General features: G+C 44.7%; 21 protein-coding genes. 8 read left to right on the forward strand and 13 right to left on the reverse strand.

The window, feature by feature from the left end; all coding sequences use genetic code 11:
- Positions 1 to 44: 44 nt before the first annotated feature.
- Together MKY92_RS29600 and MKY92_RS29605 are read right to left on the reverse strand one after the other, a co-directional pair.
- On the reverse strand, positions 45 to 890 hold the full coding sequence (locus MKY92_RS29600; RefSeq protein ID WP_223199815.1) for a carbohydrate ABC transporter permease: 846 nt from the start codon (positions 888 to 890) through the stop codon (positions 45 to 47).
- Between the two features lie 59 nt (positions 891 to 949).
- On the reverse strand, positions 950 to 1,825 hold the full coding sequence (locus tag MKY92_RS29605) for a sugar ABC transporter permease (protein WP_036671737.1): 876 nt from the start codon (positions 1,823 to 1,825) through the stop codon (positions 950 to 952).
- 198 nt (positions 1,826 to 2,023) lie between these two features.
- Between MKY92_RS29605 and MKY92_RS29610 the strand changes: the two genes are divergently transcribed.
- Positions 2,024 to 2,596, forward strand: coding sequence for a transcriptional regulator (locus tag MKY92_RS29610; protein WP_339298586.1), 573 nt, complete (start codon positions 2,024 to 2,026; stop codon positions 2,594 to 2,596).
- A gap of 241 nt (positions 2,597 to 2,837) precedes the next feature.
- Here MKY92_RS29610 and MKY92_RS29615 read toward each other — a convergent pair whose 3' ends face one another.
- Positions 2,838 to 6,443, reverse strand: coding sequence for a DUF4073 domain-containing protein (locus MKY92_RS29615; RefSeq protein ID WP_339298587.1), 3,606 nt, complete (start codon positions 6,441 to 6,443; stop codon positions 2,838 to 2,840).
- 340 nt (positions 6,444 to 6,783) lie between these two features.
- On the opposite strand from MKY92_RS29615, the gene MKY92_RS29620 reads away from it, so the two are divergent.
- Positions 6,784 to 6,987, forward strand: a complete 204-nt coding sequence (locus tag MKY92_RS29620) for a hypothetical protein (protein ID WP_339298588.1) — start codon at positions 6,784 to 6,786, stop codon at positions 6,985 to 6,987.
- Between the two features lie 89 nt (positions 6,988 to 7,076).
- Here the strand turns inward: MKY92_RS29620 and MKY92_RS29625 are convergent, their stop codons facing one another.
- Entirely contained in the window at positions 7,077 to 7,631 is a 555-nt protein-coding gene (locus MKY92_RS29625; RefSeq protein ID WP_169482236.1) for a hypothetical protein, read from the reverse strand.
- A 96-nt stretch (positions 7,632 to 7,727) separates the two neighbouring features.
- On the opposite strand from MKY92_RS29625, the gene MKY92_RS29630 reads away from it, so the two are divergent.
- Entirely contained in the window at positions 7,728 to 8,645 is a 918-nt protein-coding gene (locus MKY92_RS29630; RefSeq protein ID WP_076213755.1) for a phosphatidate cytidylyltransferase, read from the forward strand.
- Between the two features lie 351 nt (positions 8,646 to 8,996).
- On the opposite strand, the gene MKY92_RS29635 is transcribed toward MKY92_RS29630, so the two are convergent.
- Together MKY92_RS29635 and MKY92_RS29640 are read right to left on the reverse strand one after the other, a co-directional pair.
- Positions 8,997 to 9,569, reverse strand: coding sequence for a hypothetical protein (locus tag MKY92_RS29635; RefSeq protein WP_339298589.1), 573 nt, complete (start codon positions 9,567 to 9,569; stop codon positions 8,997 to 8,999).
- 405 nt (positions 9,570 to 9,974) lie between these two features.
- Positions 9,975 to 10,358: a LysM peptidoglycan-binding domain-containing protein gene (locus MKY92_RS29640; RefSeq protein ID WP_339298590.1), complete on the reverse strand. Its 384-nt coding sequence runs from the start codon at positions 10,356 to 10,358 to the stop codon at positions 9,975 to 9,977.
- Between the two features lie 305 nt (positions 10,359 to 10,663).
- Between MKY92_RS29640 and MKY92_RS29645 the strand changes: the two genes are divergently transcribed.
- From MKY92_RS29645 to MKY92_RS29655, 3 genes are all read left to right on the forward strand, one after another.
- Positions 10,664 to 11,716 (forward strand): trifunctional transcriptional activator/DNA repair protein Ada/methylated-DNA--[protein]-cysteine S-methyltransferase, encoded by a 1,053-nt coding sequence (locus MKY92_RS29645; protein ID WP_339298591.1) that lies wholly within the window; start codon positions 10,664 to 10,666, stop codon positions 11,714 to 11,716.
- A 78-nt stretch (positions 11,717 to 11,794) separates the two neighbouring features.
- Entirely contained in the window at positions 11,795 to 12,568 is a 774-nt protein-coding gene (locus MKY92_RS29650; RefSeq protein ID WP_339298592.1) for an isocitrate lyase/phosphoenolpyruvate mutase family protein, read from the forward strand.
- A 50-nt stretch (positions 12,569 to 12,618) separates the two neighbouring features.
- The gene (locus MKY92_RS29655) at positions 12,619 to 13,137 is read left to right on the forward strand and encodes a hypothetical protein (protein WP_339298593.1); all 519 of its coding nucleotides are present in this window, start codon (positions 12,619 to 12,621) and stop codon (positions 13,135 to 13,137) included.
- A gap of 165 nt (positions 13,138 to 13,302) precedes the next feature.
- Here MKY92_RS29655 and MKY92_RS29660 read toward each other — a convergent pair whose 3' ends face one another.
- The 7 genes from MKY92_RS29660 to MKY92_RS29690 form a co-directional block, all read right to left on the reverse strand.
- Entirely contained in the window at positions 13,303 to 14,001 is a 699-nt protein-coding gene (locus tag MKY92_RS29660) for a hypothetical protein (protein ID WP_339298594.1), read from the reverse strand.
- Entirely contained in the window at positions 13,998 to 14,873 is an 876-nt protein-coding gene (locus tag MKY92_RS29665) for an ABC transporter ATP-binding protein (RefSeq protein ID WP_339298595.1), read from the reverse strand. The genes MKY92_RS29660 and MKY92_RS29665 overlap by 4 nt, the downstream gene beginning before the upstream one ends.
- Complete coding sequence (locus MKY92_RS29670) at positions 14,870 to 15,250, reverse strand: GntR family transcriptional regulator (protein WP_036611682.1); 381 nt, start codon at positions 15,248 to 15,250, stop codon at positions 14,870 to 14,872. The genes MKY92_RS29665 and MKY92_RS29670 overlap by 4 nt, the downstream gene beginning before the upstream one ends.
- 99 nt (positions 15,251 to 15,349) lie before the next feature.
- Positions 15,350 to 15,520 carry an aspartyl-phosphate phosphatase Spo0E family protein gene (locus tag MKY92_RS29675; RefSeq protein WP_017691550.1) on the reverse strand — a complete coding sequence of 57 codons (171 nt, stop codon included), beginning with the start codon at positions 15,518 to 15,520 and terminating at the stop codon, positions 15,350 to 15,352.
- 243 nt (positions 15,521 to 15,763) lie between these two features.
- The gene (locus MKY92_RS29680) at positions 15,764 to 17,146 is read right to left on the reverse strand and encodes a transcriptional regulator (protein ID WP_339298596.1); all 1,383 of its coding nucleotides are present in this window, start codon (positions 17,144 to 17,146) and stop codon (positions 15,764 to 15,766) included.
- 272 nt (positions 17,147 to 17,418) lie between these two features.
- Entirely contained in the window at positions 17,419 to 18,336 is a 918-nt protein-coding gene (locus MKY92_RS29685) for an aldo/keto reductase family oxidoreductase (protein ID WP_076213731.1), read from the reverse strand.
- A gap of 147 nt (positions 18,337 to 18,483) precedes the next feature.
- Complete coding sequence (locus MKY92_RS29690) at positions 18,484 to 19,374, reverse strand: diacylglycerol kinase family protein (RefSeq protein WP_339301953.1); 891 nt, start codon at positions 19,372 to 19,374, stop codon at positions 18,484 to 18,486.
- Between the two features lie 502 nt (positions 19,375 to 19,876).
- On the opposite strand from MKY92_RS29690, the gene MKY92_RS29695 reads away from it, so the two are divergent.
- Both MKY92_RS29695 and MKY92_RS29700 read left to right on the forward strand, forming a co-directional pair.
- Positions 19,877 to 21,394 carry a leucine-rich repeat domain-containing protein gene (locus MKY92_RS29695; protein WP_339298597.1) on the forward strand — a complete coding sequence of 506 codons (1,518 nt, stop codon included), beginning with the start codon at positions 19,877 to 19,879 and terminating at the stop codon, positions 21,392 to 21,394.
- 311 nt (positions 21,395 to 21,705) lie between these two features.
- Positions 21,706 to 23,046, forward strand: coding sequence for a glycoside hydrolase family 30 protein (locus MKY92_RS29700; protein ID WP_339298598.1), 1,341 nt, complete (start codon positions 21,706 to 21,708; stop codon positions 23,044 to 23,046).
- The last annotated feature ends 297 nt before the right edge of the window (positions 23,047 to 23,343 follow it).

The following is a 23,343-nucleotide window of genomic DNA, read 5'->3' on the forward strand; positions in this document are numbered from 1 at the left end:
TTGTGTAAATGTTTATTTCAATTTATATAGTAAGGTAGTTAATATCAGTTCTTGTTCACACCAGCCGTAATATTCACGCTCTGCATGATGGTCTTCTGGGTGAACAGGAAGAGAATAAGTAGTGGTGCGATGGTGAAGGCACTCGCAGCCATAATCTGTGGCCAAGCCAGTCCATATGCCCCGCCTTCTACAAAGAAGCTGCGCAGACCCGCTGATACCAGCTGCAGGTCAGGGTCTTTGGTAATGAGCATAGGCCAGAAATAGTTGTTGTACTGTTCAATAAACGTAATCAGCACCATCACAGCGAAGCTTGAGCGAACAAGCGGCGTGATAATTGTCCAGAGAATCCGGAAATGGGATGCACCATCCAGCTGTCCGGCTTCCACCAATTCATGAGATACCTGCATGAACGCCTGCCGGATCAGGAAGATCGAGAACACGCTGACACAGTTGGATACAATTAAGCCTGTGTAGGAATCCAGCAAGTTAAGTTCACTAAGCACCAAGTAACTAGGAAGATACACGGCCGTACTCGGTATCATATAACCCACGAGAATCAGGGATGTCAGTACACCTTTGAGACGGAATTTCATATGTGTCAGGGCGTACGCCATCATACTGGAGTTGACGATCTGAAATAGACAGATGGCTAAGGCAACCCCGGTACTGTTCAGGATGTAACGGGCAAATGGTGCCGCGTTCCAGGCATCCACATAGTTGCTCCACAGGAACGTCTCCGGCCAGAAGGTCGGCGGAAACTGCCAGATCTCATCATTGGTTTTGAATCCGCTAATGACCATCCAATAGAAGGGAAAGGCTGTACCCAGCGCGATAATGGCTAACAGAAGGTAGCGGATTAATTTACTTATTTTAAAATTCGGTTGTGACACATTCTGCAACTCCTTGCGCTTCATCCGTTTAGACTTTTTGTTGGGCAATGTCATTGTCATTAGTAGTGCACCAGACGTCTGCCAAGCAGGAAGGATACTCCCGACAGCAACACGCAGATCAGAATAATCACAACGGCGATGGACGAAGCTTCACCTACGTTAAAGGATTCGAAGGCAGACTGGTAATACATGTACAGTAACGTTCTCGTTGATCCCGCCGGTCCACCCTGCGTCATGACATTAATCTGGTCATAGGCTTGCAAGGACTGGATGGTAAGAATAATCGAGAGAAAAAATGTCGTTGGTGAGATCAGCGGCAATGTGATACTTCTGAACTTATCCCAACCGTTTGCCCCATCGATTGAAGCTGCTTCGAGCAGATCGGAAGGTAGATTTCGTAGCGCAACGAGATAAAATACCATTGCCCACCCAATCGACTTCCAGAGCGTGACGATCAGAACAGCAACCAATGCCCAGTCCGCGTCACGCAACCAGCCGATCGGAGATACGCCAACCCAGCCCAGCATCAGATTAGCGAGTCCCACTTCGGGCTCGAAGATCCAGGACCACGCAATGGACACCGCAACTGTCGGGGTGACCCAAGGTGAGAACAGTAACGTCCGGAAGATGCCGGATGATTTGATCTTGCTATTCATGAGCATCGCAAGTGCCAATCCGCCCACAATAGTTGGGATTACACTTCCAAGTCCGAATAACAAGGTGACTTTCAATGATCGATAGAATTCAGAGTTTGTAAGCAGATAACTGTAATTGTCCAAACCAACAAACAACTTGTCCGGGCTCATGAAGTCCCAATCAGTGAAACTGAGATAAACGATATATCCCAGAGGTCCCAGCCAGAAGATCAGCAATGGGATTAGAGCTGGCAGCGTGAATAGTACCGCCTCAGACTCCCTCCATAGTTTTAAACGCAAATCCCCCACTCCTTACTGTCCAATTTTTCTTTAATGATTGGGAATTTTTGAGTATAATCAGCTTTATATTTATTCTGTACAAAATTAATTGTACACTCGTATTGAAAATTCTAATTCCGGCTTATGTTAAAATTGGAGCAAGTCATGTAAAATATGAGGCAGCTAGTGGGAACGCTATCATAAACCAGAGGTGACATTGTGGGAAAAGAAACCGCCGGGAACCCGAATCATTCTTCGTTACCTGATCGGCATGCGCTGAGGGAGAGAGTCATTGAGGCCATCGCCAATACGATGGATCTGTATGGGGTTAATCATACGTTTGGCAAATTGTACGGCATCATGTATTTTGAAGATCGACCGATGACACTTGAAGAGATGAAGAATTCAATGAATATGAGCAAGAGCAACATGAGCTACGCGGTTCGTTCGCTGACAGAATCACAGATGATCTATAAATTGGAGGAAAAGAAGGAGCGCCAGGATCAATATCTGGCTGAGACCGACTTCTATCGTACGTTCCAGAATTTCTTCGGGGCCAAGCTCCAACGGGAAGTAGATGTCATGTTAGAAGGCATTCGTGAGGTCATTCCTGACCTGTCGGCTATGATCCTTTCGGAACATACCTCTTCCGAAGATCGAGATGATGCGCTGCGTGATCTGCACAAACTCCAACATGCGGAGCAATACTACGTCTGGCTGCAAGGATTTGTGGATCAGTTGCGGGATGGTAAGTTTTACGAGAATGCTGCACACACGCTCGATAAAGAGTAGTACAACTGCGTAAACAGAATAACTAATGTGGTGACCTACGCGCTAACGAACCTAGACGATCTGACGTACCCTTGTTGAGTCACACTAAAGCGCAAAAAGGAGCTGTCCCTAGCCAATGTTTGGCTTTTGGGACAGCTCTTTTTTTATTCTATCTATTGTATTGTCATATCCTATCCGTTTTTAGGGGTTCTCTTTTCCAAATGTTACTGCGTTAATGACCCCTTTTTTTCTTTTAGAAATATTACTTTTGCGCTGCAGCTTCGATATCTACATATGCCCAATGTGTTGCTGGTACATCACTGAAAGTTGACGTACCTGCGCCAGTTAGGGGTGTACGGTTGAACAATACGTTCAACACTTTCACTGCTTCAGCACGCGTCAGCTTGCTGTCTGGTTTGAATGTACCATCATTATATCCGACCATCAGGCCCGCAGATTGCACATAAGCAATCGCATCTGCTGCCCACAGGTTTGCGGATACATCTGTGAAGGACACTGCTGTACCATTCACGGTTGTAGCACTCGCTTGTTGCTGCATCCAGCGATACGCAATGGTAGCCATCTGTGCACGAGTAATCGAACCTTCCGGTGCAAATTGGGTGTTGCTCATGCCGTTCATGATCCCAGCGGATTGCGCTTTGTGAATCTCACTTGTTGCCCAGTGTGTCGCAGATACATCCTTGTAACTCACGCTATTCGCGGAGCCTGCTGCCGCTTCAGTTGCAAGATTGCGAGCCAGCATGGCCGCCATCTGTGCACGTGTTACGAACGCATCCGGGCGGAAATCTACACCAAAACCTTGGATGTAAGGTATATGTGTACTTTGTGAAGCTTTCAGTCCATCCACAACAACGAGGGTGAACGTACTGAATTTGGTTACGGTAAATTCGATGCCTTCGCTGTTATCCGCGAGTTGTACCAATTTGCCTTGAATCAATTCTTTTGTGCCGTCACTGTGTTCGATATAGACCGCCAAGTTGTCCAATGCTTGCTGACGAGCAGTCGGATCAGTTGGCAGACTGTCACGCAGTGGCAACGTGAGTGTCACTTCGCGGCTCTGCATGTTCGTGTCGATCTCTACCGGACGAGCCAATACACGTACATTCGTATTCGGAGCAACTTGTTGAATCAACTGCTCTTTCTTCGCACGCTCTTCGACTTCCTTACGTTCGGATTCCTTTTTCAGTGGAACCACACGGAAGTACAAGTCTTGATCAAATCCGGCGATGGAATTCGTCGGAACGGAAATCACTACATTTTCAGTGGAAATTTCAAGTTGCAACGAACCATCATTTAGTTCTTTTACCGCTGCTTTAGGCAGTTCAATACGTGTCTCGGACACGGAATCTTTGGTATCTGGAATGACAATGCGTGCGGTGTTCATGTTCAATTGCTTCGCTTTTTCTACCGATTCCTTGGCAATCGCTTCGGTCATTTTCACTAGATCTTTGATCGTGCCGTTGGTTTCGGTTGTACGTGTGATCGGTGTTTTGGTCAGATTAGTGCCGTTAGTTCCGTTGACATCTACCACGATCTGCTCTTGTTTCGTTGTTGGTGCAGGTGTAGACGTTACAGGTGAAGATCCTCCTCCACTTCCACCGCCAGTTGATGGTGTTGGTGTTGGTGTTGGTGTTGGTGTTGGATTAATAATGATGACCTGATCGAAGAAACGATCAAATGCTGTCTGCACTTCGCTAATACTGCTGTATCCGTTAGCAAGCCTGCGATCAAGCATCCATTGAGCCAGTTTTCCCATTCGAGTATCATCTTCTACTAGATCCTTCATGGCATTCAACTTAAGTAGGAATGGTTCGAAAGGCTCCATCATCTCAGTAGATTGCTGGAAACTGTATAGCATCAGCATGGCTTTCTTCATCTCGCTAACGTCTGTAGTTTCATTAATGTAGGAATAATTCATGACTAACATTAAAGAAGCACCGTAAACCTGTTCAATTGAAAGATCCGAACCCTGAAATAGACGTTTTGCGGTATAAGCAAGCAACTCTTTATCCACATTGGATGCATTTAAATATTTTTGACCTAACTCTTTAAACATTTCCATCCCTGGATATTCAAAGTACTCTGTTGACTCAACAAAAAGGGAATAGAACTCATTCAAATGCTGTTGGAAAAGAATCCTGTCTGTTTGTTTGATCGTTTGGATGCCTTTATATCCAATTTCCACAGCATATTCTACTTGTTTCTTAAGATTATAAGCATAGTCACTCGGTAAAAAGGTCATTACCACATTAGCTATGGCTTTCTTCTCCTCAGGTTGGAGATTGTCAAAGCCAGCCGGAAGGTCTAACCATTCCGCTTGAGTAATTGCTCCCAGGATAGCATCAGTATTCTTCGTAGCTCTCGCTTCGTTGATTACCTTCAAAGGATCCGAAGTAAAAACCAAGATCTTATAGAGGCTTGCAGTATTACTTCCGTTTGCCTTAACTCGAACCCATACCGTTGTGTTCCCTTCAAATTGGGGTGGGTTCGTGGAGCTGTAATCAAACCAATTTTCGCCATTGTTCTGAGTGTATTCCATAGTCTCATCCGCATCAACAATGACATTTACATTGTCATCTACGCTTACTGCTGGTGCTACCGGTATTGGCTGAATTGGTGGGAATGGTGGGAATGTCGGTAGTGGTGGAATCATCGGGAAGAAGAAGTTATTGAAAGCTATTTGTATCTCACTGTAATTGGTGTAACCCCCATTTGGCTTTCTATCCAACATCCACTTTGACAACCGTTCCATTTCCGCAACATTAGAAGAAATAATCTGCATTTTATGGAAATCAAGCGGGAATATCCCTATGAGGCTCTCCTTAGGAGTTCCCTTATATTGCTCCGCTTTTTGTTGAATTTTATATAGCCCTGTTAAAGCTTCATTCATTTCGTTAGTCGTTGATGCTTTGGTGAAATTGAAACTTTGACTAAGCATCATATTGAGATTCATCACAGACTGTTCTAGTGATAGATCATTTCCAATTCTATCTAGATTAACTGAATATGATAATATGTTTTTATCCAGATCGGCCCCCAATAGATACTGATACAGTTGTGGCTGAATCGCACTTAAATACGCTGGGCTGAATACATTGTTCGCACTAGCTAGTTTCTCAAAATAAGAGGTTAGCTTAGCTTGCATAACAGGCAATTGCTGTTCACGCATAACTAATAGGCCTTGGAATGCCAGATCAACCGTAAATTGAATTTGATCCGTGTTCAGATATTTACCATCTGGTAGATGGGAATGTCCCACTAACGATATGATTGCATTCTGTTCATCAGGAGGGAGTGATTCAAATGCTGGAACCATGGTGATGAAGCTCATATTTTGAAGTAGCTCACTTATTCTTGAGGCATCAAAATTTGCGCCAATAACATTGTTGAATTCGCTTAGCAAGGTATTCGATGTAAATGTTATGGATTGCATCTGGTATGCAATTTCCATATTATTTCTATCCTGAACGATTACATTAAAATAATACGTTTCCCCTTCGACTAAATCGGTAATCACTTTGCTGAATATACCTGTTTCGGAATCGCTACCACCAACCCAATTACCATAGGCGTATTGCGGAAATCCGCTGATTTCCTCCATATTTTTGATATTAGGTGCCTGGGAGACGAACACTTGATAATTCAGATCAGGTGAAGACGTTGTAACTGACTCGGCATACTCCCAACTTAGTTCAACCGAGTCATCACCAATGTTCTTTACTGTAATTAGACCATTTTTCCCCGGTACCGGATACGATACTTCTGCGCTAACCTTTCCTACTGGTGCCAACCATGGTGCTACCAATAGCAAAATGAGCAATATGTTCACTATTTTTCTGTACTGCATATTTCTTATCCCCCTAATCTCGCTTTCAAAAGATAGGCCTATTGTAGTACACAACTCTGAACGGATTCTGAACATTGGAGCAAAAAAAAAGGGGTTATTTCCATAATATATATGAAATATGGGGGGTTATTTCATTTTTTTCGTCATAATTCAACATTTTTTTGTTAAACATGTTATCTATGACCTACTATCTGACTATCGCGCATGTATGCTGATCTCTCCGGATTAGCGCACCTGTATTGAGGTATTTGACCCAAAAGCCGTCATTCCAGCGGAGGGTGAACCTGCCACCTCTCCTGAAGCGATCCGGCACGGCGCACTGTTACATTTTTCCTTTTACGTGCATGATGTAGAAGATATCTATCAGCGAGCGCTCGCCCATGGAGCCAAGGCCTATGTTGAACCCGATTGGATATCGCTTGGCGAACCTGCACTTCGGGTTAGAAATGCGCTCGTCCACAGTCCGAATGGTGAAGTGATCGAGTTTCTTGAAGAGGTTAATTTTGACCGATCCTCATCCTCATCCTCACTATCATCTACATGAAGTACACAAACAGCCTGTTGCCTCGTCATCCGTGGCAGCAGGCTATTTCATGATTGAATTTGCTTGGCAAGCATCAGCACACACCGACCCTACTCTTGCTCTGCATTCCCCAGCGTATACTCGCTTAACTTTCCTTCATAGACCAATTGCAAACGTTCACTCTGGCGAAAATCATCCGGTGTCACCAGCGCAGGCAGCTTGTTCCACAGTTTGATTCCCGAACGCTGTAGAATCTCGGCTACAAATTGGGAGCAGAAGTAGGAGTTGCTGAACTCCACCGGTTCCTTGAGTGTAATGCCAATCACGCCGAGCAGATTGTACATATATTTCTGGCGGCTGCGGATGAAGATGTGCAGCACACGTTTCATCTTTTCCACTTCACGATCCGTCACCTGAAGCTTGTATATGACACATGTGGTATTGGGATATTTGCTGTATGTACCTGTCTGTATATCTTCCTTCACAAACCCGCCATTCAGCGGATTGCTCGGATGTTTGCGGCCGAAGCTGTACAGCTCGGTTAACTCCCGGTCAAATGAGATCGATGCGTGATTATATGGCGCTCGGGTATAGCTCTGAATAACCTTGGTAAACAGCGTTCCTGTATTCGTAAGCAGGATATAGATGGAGCGTTCATCTGTCATAGCAAAATTTCCCCTTATCAAGTTGGTACTATTCCTTCATAATAACATAGGTACCCTATAATGGAATCTTACTTTGAATAAGCAGGTGATCGGTACGTGAGCAGTTCACTCTTTACACTAACGTTAATCTTCACAGCTTTACTTGTGATACATATCGTGTACAAAATTATTGCAAAGCTCCAGCCAAGCAAAGACTATTCAGGCATCGGCCAAAAAATCAAAACCTGGTGGGGTATGTTTGTGATCTTCTGCCTCGCCACCCTTTTTAACCCCATCGTGTCCCTCATCTCCCTCATGGTGCTTGCATTCTTCTCACTCAAAGAATACTTCTCCATGATTCGCAGTACACGCAAAGCCGACCGCAGGCTGTTCCTATGGGCGTATCTGGCGATTCCGGTTCAGTTCTACTGGATCTACATTGGATGGTATGGCATGTTTATCGTGTTTATTCCACTATATGTGTTCCTTGTGCTGCCCCTGCCGCGTCTGATCAACAAAGGTACGGTCGGGTTCCTGCGCAGTGTCAGCTCCACACAATGGGGACTGATGCTGATGGTGTTTGGACTGAGCCACCTGGCCTATTTCCCATTTGCCACACCGGAGTATGGGTCTAAGCTGGTGTTGTTCCTGGTCGTGTTAACGCAACTTAATGATGTGGTGCATTATCTCGTCTCTCTCTATCTGGGCAAACGAAAAGTGGTGCCTACCGCCAATCCTTTTGTCACCTGGGAAGGGTTCGCGTGTGCATTTATTGTAACGACAGCAACGTCTTATTTCATCCATCCCTACCTGACGCCATTTGATTGGAAATTCTCGCTATTCATCGGGGTCTTGATCAGTCTGGCCGGATTCTTCGGCAGTCTGACGGTGTCTGTACTGAAGCGCGATCTGTTAATTGGAGATGACAACAAGTTCGATTCACTCAAAAAAAGCTACCTGAGCCGGGTCGACAGCCTGACCTATACCTCGCCGGTTATGTTCCACGTGGTCCGTTATTTCTTTGACTTTATGTAGCAACTATATAAATTGAACTAAAAAGTAATTTTTACACTTGCCACTCCGATGACAGAACAACCTTCAGATCGCTGTTATCCCCCGATTTTTTAATTACTTTTATAAAGGTGAAAATCAGGGTATAAAGGCGATGTATATGCTTCCGAAGCAGCTTTCCTTTAGAAAGCTTTTAGCTCCGCTTCTTCCGTTTTTTCTGTCCTCTACGTTCTCGTGTAAATCTTCAGTTCAATCTTTATAGATGTAGCAACAGATAGCTCGGCGAGCTTGTAATTATATATGTCAAAAAAAGCAGCCCACGTGGCTGCTTTTCCTGTACAACAGGCTCTAGACGGAGCCTTCATGATGTGCCTGCTACTTCAACGTAATTTCCTTTTCGGACATGATTTCGTTCCCCTCATCATTTGTGAAGACAAATGTGGCTTTGCCCCGCTCGCCCTTCATCTCATCCGAATAGATAAAGCCGGAGAATTGTCCATTGCCGCTAAAGTAAAACCCCTCTTCACCATTTCCGCCATGTTCAATGGCTTCCTGTAGTGAATTCACAATCGTCACCGTGTTAGACGTCCATCGCATCTCCGTTAGTGTATAGCCCTTCGGAACCTGCTTGATTCCAAAATCAAAGCTGTTACCCTCGCTCGGTTTCTCCGACTGGTCAATGACGATATCAATCTGCTCAGACGGTTCAGTGGATTCCGATTGAGCCGTAGGCTTGCCCTCATCACCACTGGCACTACCTTGATCATTGTTATTCTTCGCATCCGCATTCGGAACAGAGTTTTCCCCAGCTTCCTCTACGGGTTGCTTCGATTGCGGATAGGCGTGCTCCTGAACCGATTCTCCACTAGTGCCACAGGCAGTGACTAATAACGAAATACATAGCACAGACATGCAAAGTGCAGACTTCTTTATATTTATTTTCATCATCTAATTCTCCCTTCATCCATTTACAGCACATATATCTATATCAGTTGAACTAATCATTTACACGATAACGGAGAGGACAGAAAAAACCTGAAAAAGCGAAGCGTTCGCCTAAAAGCTTTCTGAAAGAAAGCTGCATCGGAAGCATACGCTATCCCCGAATTTTCCCCTTCGGAAAAAATAATCAAAAAATCTGGGGATAACAGCGATTGGAAGGTTATTCTGTCATCGTAGTGTCAGTGTAAATATTCTTTAGTTCAACTTATATAGCACACCACTTACTAATCACTACACCATATCGTCCCACATGAAGCTCCATTATATGTAAATGATTAATAAATTCAGTATGTAACTGCACCTCGATGAGTAAAAAAAGAACTCTGTTCATGACGTCATGCACTGTTTAATTTATCGATCAAACCCAGGCAAGACCAACACTTGTCCAATCTGGATGGCATTATGCTCGATTTTATTCACTTTCTTGATTGCTTCTACATATACACGAGTGTCCATCTGCTGAGGTTTATGTGTCAATGAAATGCCCCACAGTGTATCTCCCTGAGATACAACGATCTGGTCACCCGATAATAATTGCTCATCCCCGGCAAATGCAGTGAATACAGCACTACACCCTATGATTATAATTAGAGTTAGAGTTATAGTGACAATCTTCATTAGCCAAGATGGCGCCTTCACACGCTGCATGAATTGATCTTTAACATACACGGTGCGAGACTCGGACGTTTTGGTATAAACGGACTCATAAATACTTTTGTACGTAGAATATCTCATTCTAGTCGACCTCCAGACTTTCATTCCGCTAATCTTTAATTTCATGTTTACCTATGTATTTTTCCTATAACAATGAATGATCAATAATTCACTTTTTCGCTGTATAGGCATCTTTGCCTAATTGCCCCTACCCTAATAGGTCTATACTACCAGTTCACTCTAAACAAATTCTGAACAACGGAATTTCAATGTTATATCCGATTTAATCTATCCAATATTCATGCCTGATTTTCGGCGATGCTTGCTGTAACGTTTTTCTATAATAGGTTATAGATAAAGATTCTAATGAGTAAGGACGTGGCCCCATGATTTCTGCTGATCTGAAGGAACAATATTACGAGGCGCTTGTGGCCAAGGATTCGGAATACGAGGGTTTATTCTATGTTGGGGTCCGAACCACGGGTGTGTTCTGTCGTCCCACATGCCCTGCGCGAAAGCCAAAATTCGAAAACTGCGAATTCTATGAGACGGCTCAGCAGGCACTTCTGGCCTCATATCGCCCTTGCCAGCGCTGTCGCCCGCTCTCTCACCCCAATCAAGTATCCGATGTCGTTCGCATATTAGTGGAAGCTGTGGAGAAAAATCCGGAGAAACGCTGGAAAGGACAGGATTTCAAGGCCCTCTCCATCGACGAATCCACTGCTCGCCGTCAGTTCAAGAAGCGGTTCGGCATGACCTTTGTCGAATATGCTCGTGCTCGCCGCATGGGACTTGCCCTGAAAAATATTCGCGCCGGTCGCACCGTTATTGATAGCCAATTATCTACCGGATATGAATCAAGCAGCGGCTTCCGCGATGCCTTTTCACGGATCATGGGAGCCGCCCCTACTCAAGTCGATGAAGGACATATCCTGAAAGCGTCCTGGATTGACACCCGGCTCGGCCCAATGATGGCTATTGCTGATGAGGAGTCGCTATATTTACTGGAATTTGTCGACCGCAGAGGTCTGGAGCGCGAAGTTGAGCGTCTGCGCAAACGAACCAAATCAGCGATTGTGCCCGGTACTACAGCTCCCATCCAGTCCATTGAGCGTGAACTAAACGAGTACTTTCAAGGTATTCGGACAGCATTCGACACACCGTTGTTCTGTTTAGGAACACTATTCCAAAAACGTGTGTGGGACGAGTTGCTGGCCATTCCGGCTGGTGAAACGAGGTCATATCAGGAGATTGCAAATGCACTGGGAAAACCGACTGCTTGCCGAGCTGTGGCACAGGCGAATGGAGCCAATCAGCTTGCGATTGTGATTCCATGCCACCGTGTAATCAATGCCAGTGGTGAGCTGGGCGGATACGGCGGGGGATTAACTCGCAAAAACTGGCTTTTGACTCACGAGAAACAAAAACAGGGTAGCTGAAAAACAGAATTGAAGTAATGAAGTACGCATCAAATGTCCAAAGGAATGCATGATATAACAAAGGAGAGTCAATATAATATGAGTACCTTAGAAGAAAAAGCAGCGTTGTTCCAACAATACCATGTGAAAGGAAAACCACTTGTTCTGGTCAATGTGTGGGATGCTGGAAGCGCGCAAGCCATCCAATCCGCTGGAGCAACGGCCATTGCTACCGGAAGTTGGTCCGTTGCTGCGGCCCACGGTGAACATGATGGTGAAGCCATGTCATTCCATCTGGTGCTTGCCAATCTTGCACGGATTACAGCGAGCGTGGAACTGCCTGTAACGATCGATATAGAGGGAGGGTATGGGAGGTCTGTGTCAGAAGTGAAGCAAAGTATCCTGCAAGTCATCGATCATGGTGCTGTAGGAATCAACATGGAAGATCAACTTCCCGCTGGCTTGGGATTGTACACTGTGGAGGAGCAATGTCCGAGATTGTCCGCCGCCCGGGAAGCTGCGGAGCAAGCAGGCATACCATTGTTCATTAACGCCCGCACAGATATTTTTCTGCAACATGAACCTGAACACCATAACCACTCCCTCTTAGAGGAAGCACTTATGCGTGCGAGCCAATATGCAGATGCAGGAGCCAGTGGTCTGTTTGTACCCGGTTTGCAGGATCACCAATTGATTCAGGAATTGTGTGAGCGTTCATCGCTGCCAATTAACGTCATGGTTACGTCTCCTGAGCCTTCACCAAAACAGCTTGCCGCACTGGGTGTAGCACGTATAAGCTATGGGCCATATCCCTATCTGCAAGTTATGGAACACCTGAAAGAACTGGGGAGAAACATTTTATCGGGAAATTAACAGGAGGGCATGTTATAATCACCTCTATTGAACATTTACAGGAGGCAATTATGCTTAACGTGGAACAAAAGCTTGAAGTCCTACAATCGTATCCCCAACTGCAACGCAAAGATGTTTCTCTCGGTCGTGTTAATTTCCACTACGAGGATAGTGCGTATGATAAAAAGATTGTTGCTCTCCATATTCATCCTAACGGTAACGGTTATATCTATGCAGGGCTACTGCCTAACTATGAGACCGATGCTAAAGGATTCGTCAATATTCGTGATTACTCCGAAGCAGATCTGCGCACATTGTTAGATGAAACAATCCAAGCGATGTCTCACAATCCCAACGCAGTTGAATTTAATGAACCAGAACAAGTAAAAGCTGCTGCTCCTGCATTGTCTACAACCTCTACGGGTGGCGGAACGTGGATCGATGAAGATGGATATACGCTGACTTTAAAATACGAAGATGACATGTGGTATGTGTATTCCGGTGATAATCTGGATATGGCTTTTGAAACGCGTAGCGAAGCTGGCGAGTATCTCAAAGACGAAGGATTCAAACCGCAGGCTCAGGCTTAAAAGATACACCTCCATTTGGAATTACACACACAGATTGTTGAATAGGTATATTCAGTGATTTAGGATGATACAAAAAACACGAGGCGTGTTCGCACTCGTGTTTTTTGTTTTACAGGAAATTTCGCATAGATTTATTGCCCCGGTTCCTTATATAACTGTTTCCTGTCAGTCTTTTTTGGATTTCATGGTAAGCGGCGCATTCTTCATCATCGGGTACGTAGAGAGAAGTAGCGCACCACCAATACACCCTAGAACGGTAAACAATGTCATCATATTCACACTCGCAAACCACTTCATCCACTCCCCCAAATCTGCGAAGACAACGATCAGTGTGATCATTAGACCTACCCCAAAGAACATAATGAAGAAGTTACGCATCCCCAAGCGCATCCAACAAACCGTTGGGAAGACAGAGATTCCCAGTACGAGAAAGCCGCACATCAGATCGATCCACAGGTAGGATAAGAAATGATATTCGCTTGAATACAACATGCCCGGTTGATAAAGGGTTACGTCAACAATTCCTTTTTCCTGAAGCAGGTGTAAGAGGAAATACGCCACATGCAGAATGACCATGGTGCCTGCAACCATCCATACCGAGTTCATATAGAAGGATTTCATAAATTGAATTCGTGTACTGCCCATACCAATCGCAACCGGAAACAGTGTAATCATTCCCCCGATTGCAAACGTACATATCCCTCCGTACATGGGACCAAACAGTTGCGTAGTATACGAGACATCAAATATGAAGCCAATGGCCAGATATACAACGGCGAGCATCAGAGCGATGGATGAAAATATGCCCAAATACAAACGCATATCATCGCGAATCAGTCGGTTCGTACCTTTTACTGCGTTCATGGTTTAACCCCCTCTTGATTACGGGTCCTGTTAACCAAATAATCTTGTAATGTCGCTTTCTCAATGGAAAGCCCCTGCGAATGAGCGATATCCTTCCACATTTTCGAGTAGGGCTCATCAATCATCACTTTCACAGTTGATCCTATCTGGGAAGACTCTATAACTTTAACACCTGCTGTGACTCGTTTGATATCGTCAATTACCCCTGTTAGAAGAACTCCTTTTTCGCGCATCTCTTCCATCGGTTGATTTAACAACACTTCTCCGGCTTGCAAAACGATAAGGGACTCACATAAAGGCTGAATCTCCTCGATATGATGACTGGATATGAGAATCAGACGCGGGTTATCTTCATAACTTTCCAGTAGCGCATTGTAGAAGAATTTACGCTTCTCAGCATCGAGTCCATTGGTAGGTTCATCCAGAATGGTTATCTTTGCATTACTGGCAAGACCCAATATAATCTGGGCAGCAGTCTTCATGCCTTTCGAAAATTTAATGATCTTTTTCTTCGTCGGTAGTTCGAACACATCGATTAAACGTTCCGCCAAATCCTGATCCCACTGCGGATGAAAATATTGCCCCATTTGAACCATGTCACTAACCGTCCAGTTTTTCCCCAGGGGATGATTCTCCTGGATGTAGCACAGATGCTCTTGGGCAGCCAGATTATTATAGGGGTCTTGGCCCATGATCTGAACGGTTCCACTGTCCGGGCGGTTATGCCCTGCCAGTAAACTCATCATGGTTGTTTTACCCGCTCCATTTCTTCCCCAGATTGCACTAATGATTGGCTCACTCTCATGTAGCGTAACCTGGTTCAGAACGGGCGTCTTCTGGTAGCTGTAGTTGACCTGCTCCATATGAATCATAACTCACTCTCCTTATCCTTCTTGCCGCGAATCAGATCAATAATCATGTCTTCATTCATGTGAATCCGTCTGGCTTCTTCAAGTAAAGGCTTGATGTATTCTTCATAAAAGTCTTGCTTCCGTTCAACGAGCAATGCTTCTCTTGCTCCCTTTGCAACAAACATTCCAACACCTCGCTGTTTGTATATAATCCCCTTGTCTACGAGCTCCTGCAGTCCTTTGCGGGCTGTAGCCGGATTAATATTGTAGAAGCGTGACAGTTCATTGGTTGAGGGAACCTGTTCTTCCACCTTCAATCTGCCCTCCACAATATCGTCCATAATCATCGTGGCAATCTGATGAAAAATAGGCTGAGATTCATCCAAAGTCGATTTCATGTGCTTCCAACTTTCATACGTATTCATTAGTCAGTTAGTCGGTTAGTTACTCATGTAACTAACTATAGTATACAAAGACGCAAATGTAAATAGGCGAACTTAATTCATCGCCTTTCCTACCTTGGCTCTGTTGTATTGATTAATAAGACCGTCCAGGACTACGGATTGCTGGATCACTTCCGGATGAAGCAGACTGCCGTATTCCATATGCATGCGATATAACAACTGTCTGGCATCTTCGATCCGTGATATCAAATCCAGGCGATCCATAGTATTCCTCCTTTTTGTCATATTTTAGTGTATTATGCCAATCAAAAGCGCATGTGAGATACGACATACTTATTCTTCCACTTTGATACACAAAAAAGAACGCTTCTGAAATGAATTCAGAAGCGTCCATTGGTTCAGGCTTATGTCCCTAAACCGTGATCATTTGTTCGGTAAATTGAAGGGTCTGGATTCTCCACAGTCGGGACAGGTCCAGTAACAGGAGCTACAATGCTCATCAATATACTACATGTAACTATCAGCAAAGCCAGCTTTCTCTTCATTGAGTTTCTGCACCTCACCAATCAAGATTTTGTACTGCTGTATAGCTGTGTCAGACGCATATTCCCTGTATTGCTCAAACAGTCCGACACCTCTAAGCATACCTCGTCCACTGCTAATTTCAATAGAAAATTTTAAACTATCCAGAACAAATTCTATCCCTAAATGAAACTCGTCTTTCTTTAAATAATATGCACCCAAATCTGCTAAAAGTCGTAAATATCGATCATCCGTAACCTGTCTGCTCACTTTGCCAATCCGATTTCTCTGTTCTTGATAAGTGAAGTATGTCTCATATTGATCGAGTACATGATCTATGTTCATATCATAACGGTTAGCAGCCGTTACAATATCACAAAGTGCTGGGAATATCTCATTTTCCTTCGTTGAGATATACGCGAGGTAGTCAGGTAATACTTCAAACTGCCCAGCCATTAATTGATATATATAACGATTACCCTCAGCCCATTCCTGAAACTGATGAATAACCACCTGTTCCTCAGGTTCAGGTTCTTTCACCCAACTATAATCCGTGTACAACGCAACATACTTTAATGCCATTTCATAGTTGTTCATGTGGAAGTGGGCACTTCCACACGCTAAATATGCATACATAATATAAAAAACGATTGGTCGTTTGGTCTCTTCTGGTTTCCTTCGGCCATTCATCTCATAATGGATGGCTGCTTTCACCTTCAGTTTTTCAGATAGTTCCTGAACCTTGCTCCATCTGTGAAGTGATGCAAATGCATTAATTAGTTCGTTAAGCGCATCCAATTGATAGCGCTCATCCAGCCGATCCACATAGTATTCGAACCGTGCTGCAATAATCAGATTCCGCTGCTGATCATTGGTCAGTCCCAACCGGAATAGTCGATACTGACAGAGTGCAAGCCGCTCGGAATGTTGCATTTTCTCGCTTTCAGCAATGTTCTCATATAGAAGAATGGCCGGTTTGAATTTACCCGCTTGGTAGAATTCTTCAGCCACATCAAATAACAAAGGAATATAGGATAGATTATCCATCATTAGACGGATAACCTCTTCAATACAGTCCAACTTGTCCAACTCGGCACAGCGATGAAGGAAGGGTCCCAGTCTTCGCCAGTCCGGGGTCGCGTGTACAAAACACTCATCTATGTATAACTCATAGAAGTAACCTTCTTCCAGTCTCATGGCGGAAGTAATGCGATCCAACTGCTGCATGGCAATAGGCCGATTTTTATTCAAAATATTGCTGAGCGTACCCGAATTAATCCCTGACGTTTCCGAAAAATGACTAATGGACATCTGTTCACGCTTCAGATAACTTTCCAAGTGATCGCGTATCGTGGTTGTCGACTCCAAACGAACACCACCCTCCAAAATAAAAAACATAAACGGGATTATCGGTATGCAAAAGTAATTATATGTAATTAGAAAGTATCGGTCAATACGATAATTTCAACTAATTTGTATTAAAACCATTTTAATCCTTTTATAAAACAGACAATCATATCCTTATTTTATATCGGAAACACGTCTGGCATCAAACCTGAAAATAGACAAAAAACACGAGCCATCCACGGGCTCGTGTCCTCAACTGACTCAGCAGTCAGTATGCTCACTATAACTTGGATTTAAGGCAGTATATTACCTGCCGCACGGTAAATTTCATACCACTCTGGACGAGTGAGATGAACATCTCCTGCTTTTACACAGTCTTGCAGACGTTCAATATTCATCGTGCCTGTCACAGGTTGCATCTGTGCAGGATGACGAAGCAACCATGCGATTGCAATCGTTGTATTGCTCACGTCATACTTCGCAGCAATCTCATCGATCTTTGCATTCAATTCCGGGAACTTGTCGCTACCCAGGAATACACCTTCGAAGAATCCGTACTGGAACGGGGACCACGGCTGAATGGTGATATCATGCAGACGACAATAATCCAAGATACTGCCGTCACGGTTAACCGCAGCGTCGTTCTCCATGTTCACGTTGATGCCACTGTCAATCATCGTCGTATTGGTAATACTCATCTGCAACTGATTGGCTACCAGTGGCTGTTTCACGTATTTTTTCAACAATTCGATCTGGTTCGGATTCTGGTTGGATACCCCGAAGTGACGTACTTTACCTTCGCGCTCCAGTTGATCAAAGGCTTCAGCCACTTCCTCCGGCTCAACCAATGCATCTGGACGGTGCAGCAGCAGAACGTCAAGATATTCCGTTTTCAGACGTTGCAGGATGCCATCGACTGAATTCAGGATGTGCTCTTTGGAGAAATCAAACATGCCTTTGCGGATACCGCATTTGGATTGAAGAATCATATTTTCACGAACTTGGGGATTCATCTGTACTGCTTCGGCGAAGATCTCCTCACATGTTCCTGTACCATAAATGTCGGCATGATCAAAGAAATTCGCGCCAACCTCCATTGCAGAACGAACAAAATGTTCGGCTTCCTTACCGTCTAGTGAATTAATCCGCATGCAGCCCACCGCAACTACAGGTACTTCTAGTGCACTGCTGCCCAATTTAATCGTTCTCAAGATGTTTTCCCTCCATATTCGAATATTATCGTGTATCTTACTTTTGATTGTGACATATATCTGCAATCGGTTTCAATAGATTTATCCTACTTTCATATGGAGAAATGATAGGTTCTTCATTCCAGCCTATAGATCCAAAAAAATAAGTTATACTTCTTCCGGTATGATAACCTCAATATGCCTTGGCAGGACACGGATATGAATCGGCAGGGCAGGACCTTCTTCCCCATCTACATTGGTGCGAATGGCTTCGTCTGAGCGAACATGAACTTCTTTGGCTGTAAAATAGTCCACGTCCTTATGGTCTTTCAGACTGCCAAATAAAAGGGATGTGCCAAGGGTCAGACTGTTGAACACACTGATATTACGAACAACAAAACAATGTATCAAACCATCGTCCACCTTTGCATCCGGGGATAACTTCTCGAATCCTCCGACCGAATTGGTCAGCGCCGCCAGAAAAAGTGGCGATTCACCCTTCCAGATCTGTCCGTCATATTCGATGGTTAGATGATTGGCTGGTGTATTCACCAGGTCTTTCAAGCCTTCTTTGAGATATGCGAATGATCCCAACTTCGACTTCTCTTCTGAAGATACGGAGAACAAGGCTTCTGCCAAAGAACCCGCAGCCACAACGTTGGCAAACAGGCGATCATTGATTTTCCCCATATCCACGATATGGGTCTGATTCGAACGTAACTGCCTAATGGCTTCTTCCGGGTCAAGCGAGATATTCAGCGCACGCGCAAAATCATTCACCGTACCTAGTGGTATAACGCCCAGTCGGGGACGATGATCCTGATCCATCATGCCGTTAATCGTCTCATGCAGTGTACCGTCGCCTCCGATGGAGATGACCAGATCACAGCCATCTTTGCAGGCGCTCAGACAGTAGTTGGTGGCATCACCTTCCCCGGCCGTCTCATTAACAACCACCTCATACTGCTGTGACTCCAGAATTTCTCTGACTTGGGACACATACTGCTCGGCCTCTTCCTTACCTGACGATGGATTACTAATGATCATGGCTTGGCGCATACTCACATCTTCCCCTCCAAAATGGCATCTTTACTTCATCATTACCCGTTTCAAGGGTGGGTTGAATAGGGTCTGTGGGAGATGTACTATTTTTTTTGATAAACATGTCTCTGAAGAGTGCAGAGCAGGGTTTGTTTCATATAGAATAGAAGTAGAGAAATACCCATTACGAAATTTCTTGTTCCTTTTCCCTGTTGACGGGTTAATAACTGTAGATATGCTTTGAGCCGAACCTGCATATGTTAAACTATTCAATTCACACTGAACACTCCCGTGGGCAGAACAACCTTCCGGTCGCTGTTATCGTGTAACTACTAGAATCAATTTCATAATACCTTTAGCTGCTTCAATCAAGGCTAGATATAGATCAAAATGGTCCAATTTGTCTATATCTAGTTACAAAAATTCATTTTAATGAGTTATGAAATTGATTCAATATACTTATCTAACTCAATCTGTTCGGATTATTTTATAATTTTAAAAATCGGAGGGAATGCATGCAATGAGAAGAATGACGCTACTATTTCTAGTATTCATCCTGAGTCTCGGGGCATCGGGGCAAGCCATGGCTTACACAACCACGGACTTGGGCGAGGGAATCATTGAAGATCCTGCTTTGGAGGACGGACTGAAGCTAATCCTGAACAAACCTCTGGATGCGCCCTTAACTTCAACGGATCTGGAGCAGCTTGAAGTGGTGGATCTGAGCAATGCAGGTATTCACAGCCTGTCCGGTCTCGAATATGCAACCAACCTGACACACCTCCGATTATATGGGAATGAGATTGAGGATCTCACACCGCTGGAGCACCTAACCCAGCTTCGCGAGATCGATGTTCGCAATAATTACATTACATCCATAGACGCACTTACTGAATTGAAAGACTTGGGACGGCTGTATATCAGCAATAATTCCATTTCTTCTATAGAGGTTGTACGTGGGTTCAACCGATTACATACGTTCCACGCCAGCGGTAACCAGATTGCCAGTCTTGCGGCCCTCTCGGATGCGGATGCACTGAAGTGGCTTGAGATCTCGAACAATACCATTAGCGATCTGACACCGCTCATGGGTAAAACCCGGCTCCAACAACTCAACATAGCAAACAACCTGGTTCAGACGCTGGACGTACTTGCTGAATTGCCAAATACACTGCGGAATCTGAATGTGGCAGGCAACCAAATCACGGATCTGACACCACTGGCGCACATGACACGCCTTCGGACACTTGATATCTCTGGTAATCAAGTACAGCACCTCAAGGGGATTGAGGGACTGACTGGGCTGACGGAGCTGAATGCAGAATCCAATCAGATCTATGATCTGGAACCTTTACGGCAGCTTTCCAGCCTGGATGTGTTAAAATTATCCAACAACCGGGTGTGGGATCTGACACCGATTGCAGGTTTTACGTTTACCCGTGATCAGTCAGCGACAAATGTTATACAGGATATCTCGGCGTCTACCTCGTTATCCTCGGGTATTCAAACGTCTGTCTCAGAGGTTGAGCCTGCCGGACTCACAGTGCAGAATAATTATCTGGATGTTGTGAGTGGCAGTCATACGATGCAGCTTCTGAACCGGATGAATGTGCGTGAGCAGAAACGAACGCCGCAGGGCAGCTTCCAACGTCTGATTGAAGGGTCCACCACTGCCTATGTCGGGGATCGTGCTTATGCACTGGATGCTGCACCTTTTATCGATGAAGGGCGCACCTATGTGCCTCTGCGTTTTGTCTCGGAGCAGTTAAATGCCCGTGTGAACTGGAACAGCGGTACGCGCGAAGCCGTGATCACACAGCATGATAAGACCATCCGCTGGAGCGTGGGTAACAAACAAGTTGCCGTGAATGATACGCTTGCGATCAATGATGCTCCTCTTCTGATGAAAAATGGTAAAGCTTTTGTACCGGTACGCTTCATCTCGGAGCAATTCAATACGACGGTTGCATATATCGGAAGCAGCAAAACGATTCTGATTTTTGAAAATAAACAGCTTGGTGAGACTGTACAGCCTTGAGTCGTGTCTCACGTTCATTTCCAGCCATAAGAGAATATGAGAAACACAGCGAAAGTCCCCGTATGAACAATCAGCGGGGACTTTCGCTGTGTTATAACAGTTGTGTTATGACATTGGATAATGGTATATGGACATCGCCAATCACAAGCAAATACAGCATACGAAATGCCTGTGCTGAAACAAACTCGTGATGTTCTATCTTGGATTAGGGTAAATTTCACACGGTTTAGCATATCTTCTTTTGCAGTGGAAGTTGTTATACTGAACGTAATATATATGACAGCTGAAGTTCAAGCGAGGAGGAAATTCACATGACATTCACGCTCACTGGTTATTCCACAACCCAAGACAACCCGTGGAGAGAGCTATCTTTTTTGCCGACTAATGAAAGCGCTAACTTAAAACTGACAGGTGAACAACACCAGCTTGTGGAAGGGTTTGGCGGATGTTTCAACGAGCTTGGTTATATGGCTCTGTCCCACTTGAATGAGGAGCAGCGCCACGAGGTATTCCATTCTCTCTTCCACCCGGAGGGTGAGCACAAGTTTAACATCTGTCGCCTGCCCATCGGCGCAAGTGATTATGCAGAGCAGTGGTATAGCCACAACGAGGTGGACGGCGACGTGGCCATGGAACATTTTTCGATCAATCGTGATTTCAAATACCTGATTCCTTACATCAAGGAAGCTCTGAGTTATAACCCGAATCTGCAATTCTTCGCCTCGCCATGGAGTCCGCCAACGTGGATGAAGTCGCCCAAAGCCTATAACTATGGGACACTGCGCTGGGAGAAAGATATTCTGGAGGCCTACGCCCTGTATTTTGTAAAATTTGTACAGGCTTACCGTGACGCAGGCATTACCATCCATCAGGTGCATGTGCAGAACGAAGTGATTGCAGATCAGAAATTCCCTTCTTGCATGTGGACAGGCGAGCAGCTTCGTGAGTTTATCGCCGATTATCTGGGCCCGGCTTTTGACAAACACGGTCTGGAAACGGAAATCTGGCTGGGGACGATCAATGCCCCTGATCCATGGGAGGAATTGATCAAGAAAAAAACAAATGACTTCGATGAGTACGCTGGACTTGTCTTGAGTGACCCGAAGGCCTATTCCTATATCAAAGGTGTTGGGTATCAATGGGCAGGCAAAAATGCCATTCAACGTACCTCGGCCAGTTATCCGGAGCTGCGTTATATGCAGACCGAGAACGAATGCGGTGATGGCAACAACTCATGGAACTACGCCAAATATGTATATAATCTCTACCAGCATTACTTCAGTAACGGAGTGAACGCGTACATCTACTGGAACATGGTTCTGGAACCCAAAGGCCGCAGCACATGGGGCTGGGAACAGAATTCCATGATCACCGTAGATCCGGACAATAAGGAGGTTACTCGGAACCCTGATTATTATGTGATGAAACACTTCGCACATCATATTGTTCCTGGTGCTCGAAGAGTCGGCTTGTCTGGCGCATGGAGCGGGAAATCCGTCGCTTTCCGCAACCCGGATAACAGTCTCGTCATTGTCATCAACAATCCATTTCAGGACCGTCGTGACCTGTATCTAACCCTTGAAGAAGGACAGACCCTGCACATGAAGCTGGAAGCCGATTCATTCAACAGCATGGTTATCCAACCGCAATAACTAATTCAAAACATCGTTAAAAGTGCGGATATCAATAGTGTCAGGCTCAGGAATTCCTTGAGCCGGCGCTATTTTTCATGGGCCAGACCATGCTTATTGTCGCCATGATTACTCCTTTAGATCACAAGCCGAAGACAACTTAAAGATGTGACGTTTTACCTTTTATATTTACAAATCTATAAATCTAGATATAATGTAATCCAGAGAACTTACTCTCATGTCCATCATATTACAGGAGGAAAGGCAGTCCCATTTCAGTATATTATATCTACTTTTCTGTATATTTAAATCAATTGG

The sequence above is a fragment of the Paenibacillus sp. FSL R5-0623 genome (genome assembly GCF_037974265.1).
Taxonomy (GTDB): domain Bacteria; phylum Bacillota; class Bacilli; order Paenibacillales; family Paenibacillaceae; genus Paenibacillus.

Coding starts and splice junctions, on each gene's coding strand:
- MKY92_RS29615 (WP_339298587.1), bottom strand. CDS start 6,443: ATGCAGTACAGAAAAATAGTGAACATATTGCTCATTTTGCTATTGGTA.
- MKY92_RS29625 (WP_169482236.1), bottom strand. CDS start 7,631: ATGACAGATGAACGCTCCATCTATATCCTGCTTACGAATACAGGAACG.
- MKY92_RS29635 (WP_339298589.1), bottom strand. CDS start 9,569: ATGATGAAAATAAATATAAAGAAGTCTGCACTTTGCATGTCTGTGCTA.
- MKY92_RS29640 (WP_339298590.1), bottom strand. CDS start 10,358: ATGAGATATTCTACGTACAAAAGTATTTATGAGTCCGTTTATACCAAA.
- MKY92_RS29645 (WP_339298591.1), top strand. CDS start 10,664: ATGATTTCTGCTGATCTGAAGGAACAATATTACGAGGCGCTTGTGGCC.
- MKY92_RS29650 (WP_339298592.1), top strand. CDS start 11,795: ATGAGTACCTTAGAAGAAAAAGCAGCGTTGTTCCAACAATACCATGTG.
- MKY92_RS29655 (WP_339298593.1), top strand. CDS start 12,619: ATGCTTAACGTGGAACAAAAGCTTGAAGTCCTACAATCGTATCCCCAA.
- MKY92_RS29660 (WP_339298594.1), bottom strand. CDS start 14,001: ATGAACGCAGTAAAAGGTACGAACCGACTGATTCGCGATGATATGCGT.
- MKY92_RS29665 (WP_339298595.1), bottom strand. CDS start 14,873: ATGATTCATATGGAGCAGGTCAACTACAGCTACCAGAAGACGCCCGTT.
- MKY92_RS29670 (WP_036611682.1), bottom strand. CDS start 15,250: ATGAAATCGACTTTGGATGAATCTCAGCCTATTTTTCATCAGATTGCC.
- MKY92_RS29675 (WP_017691550.1), bottom strand. CDS start 15,520: ATGGATCGCCTGGATTTGATATCACGGATCGAAGATGCCAGACAGTTG.
- MKY92_RS29690 (WP_339301953.1), bottom strand. CDS start 19,374: ATGCGCCAAGCCATGATCATTAGTAATCCATCGTCAGGTAAGGAAGAG.
- MKY92_RS29695 (WP_339298597.1), top strand. CDS start 19,877: ATGAGAAGAATGACGCTACTATTTCTAGTATTCATCCTGAGTCTCGGG.
- MKY92_RS29700 (WP_339298598.1), top strand. CDS start 21,706: ATGACATTCACGCTCACTGGTTATTCCACAACCCAAGACAACCCGTGG.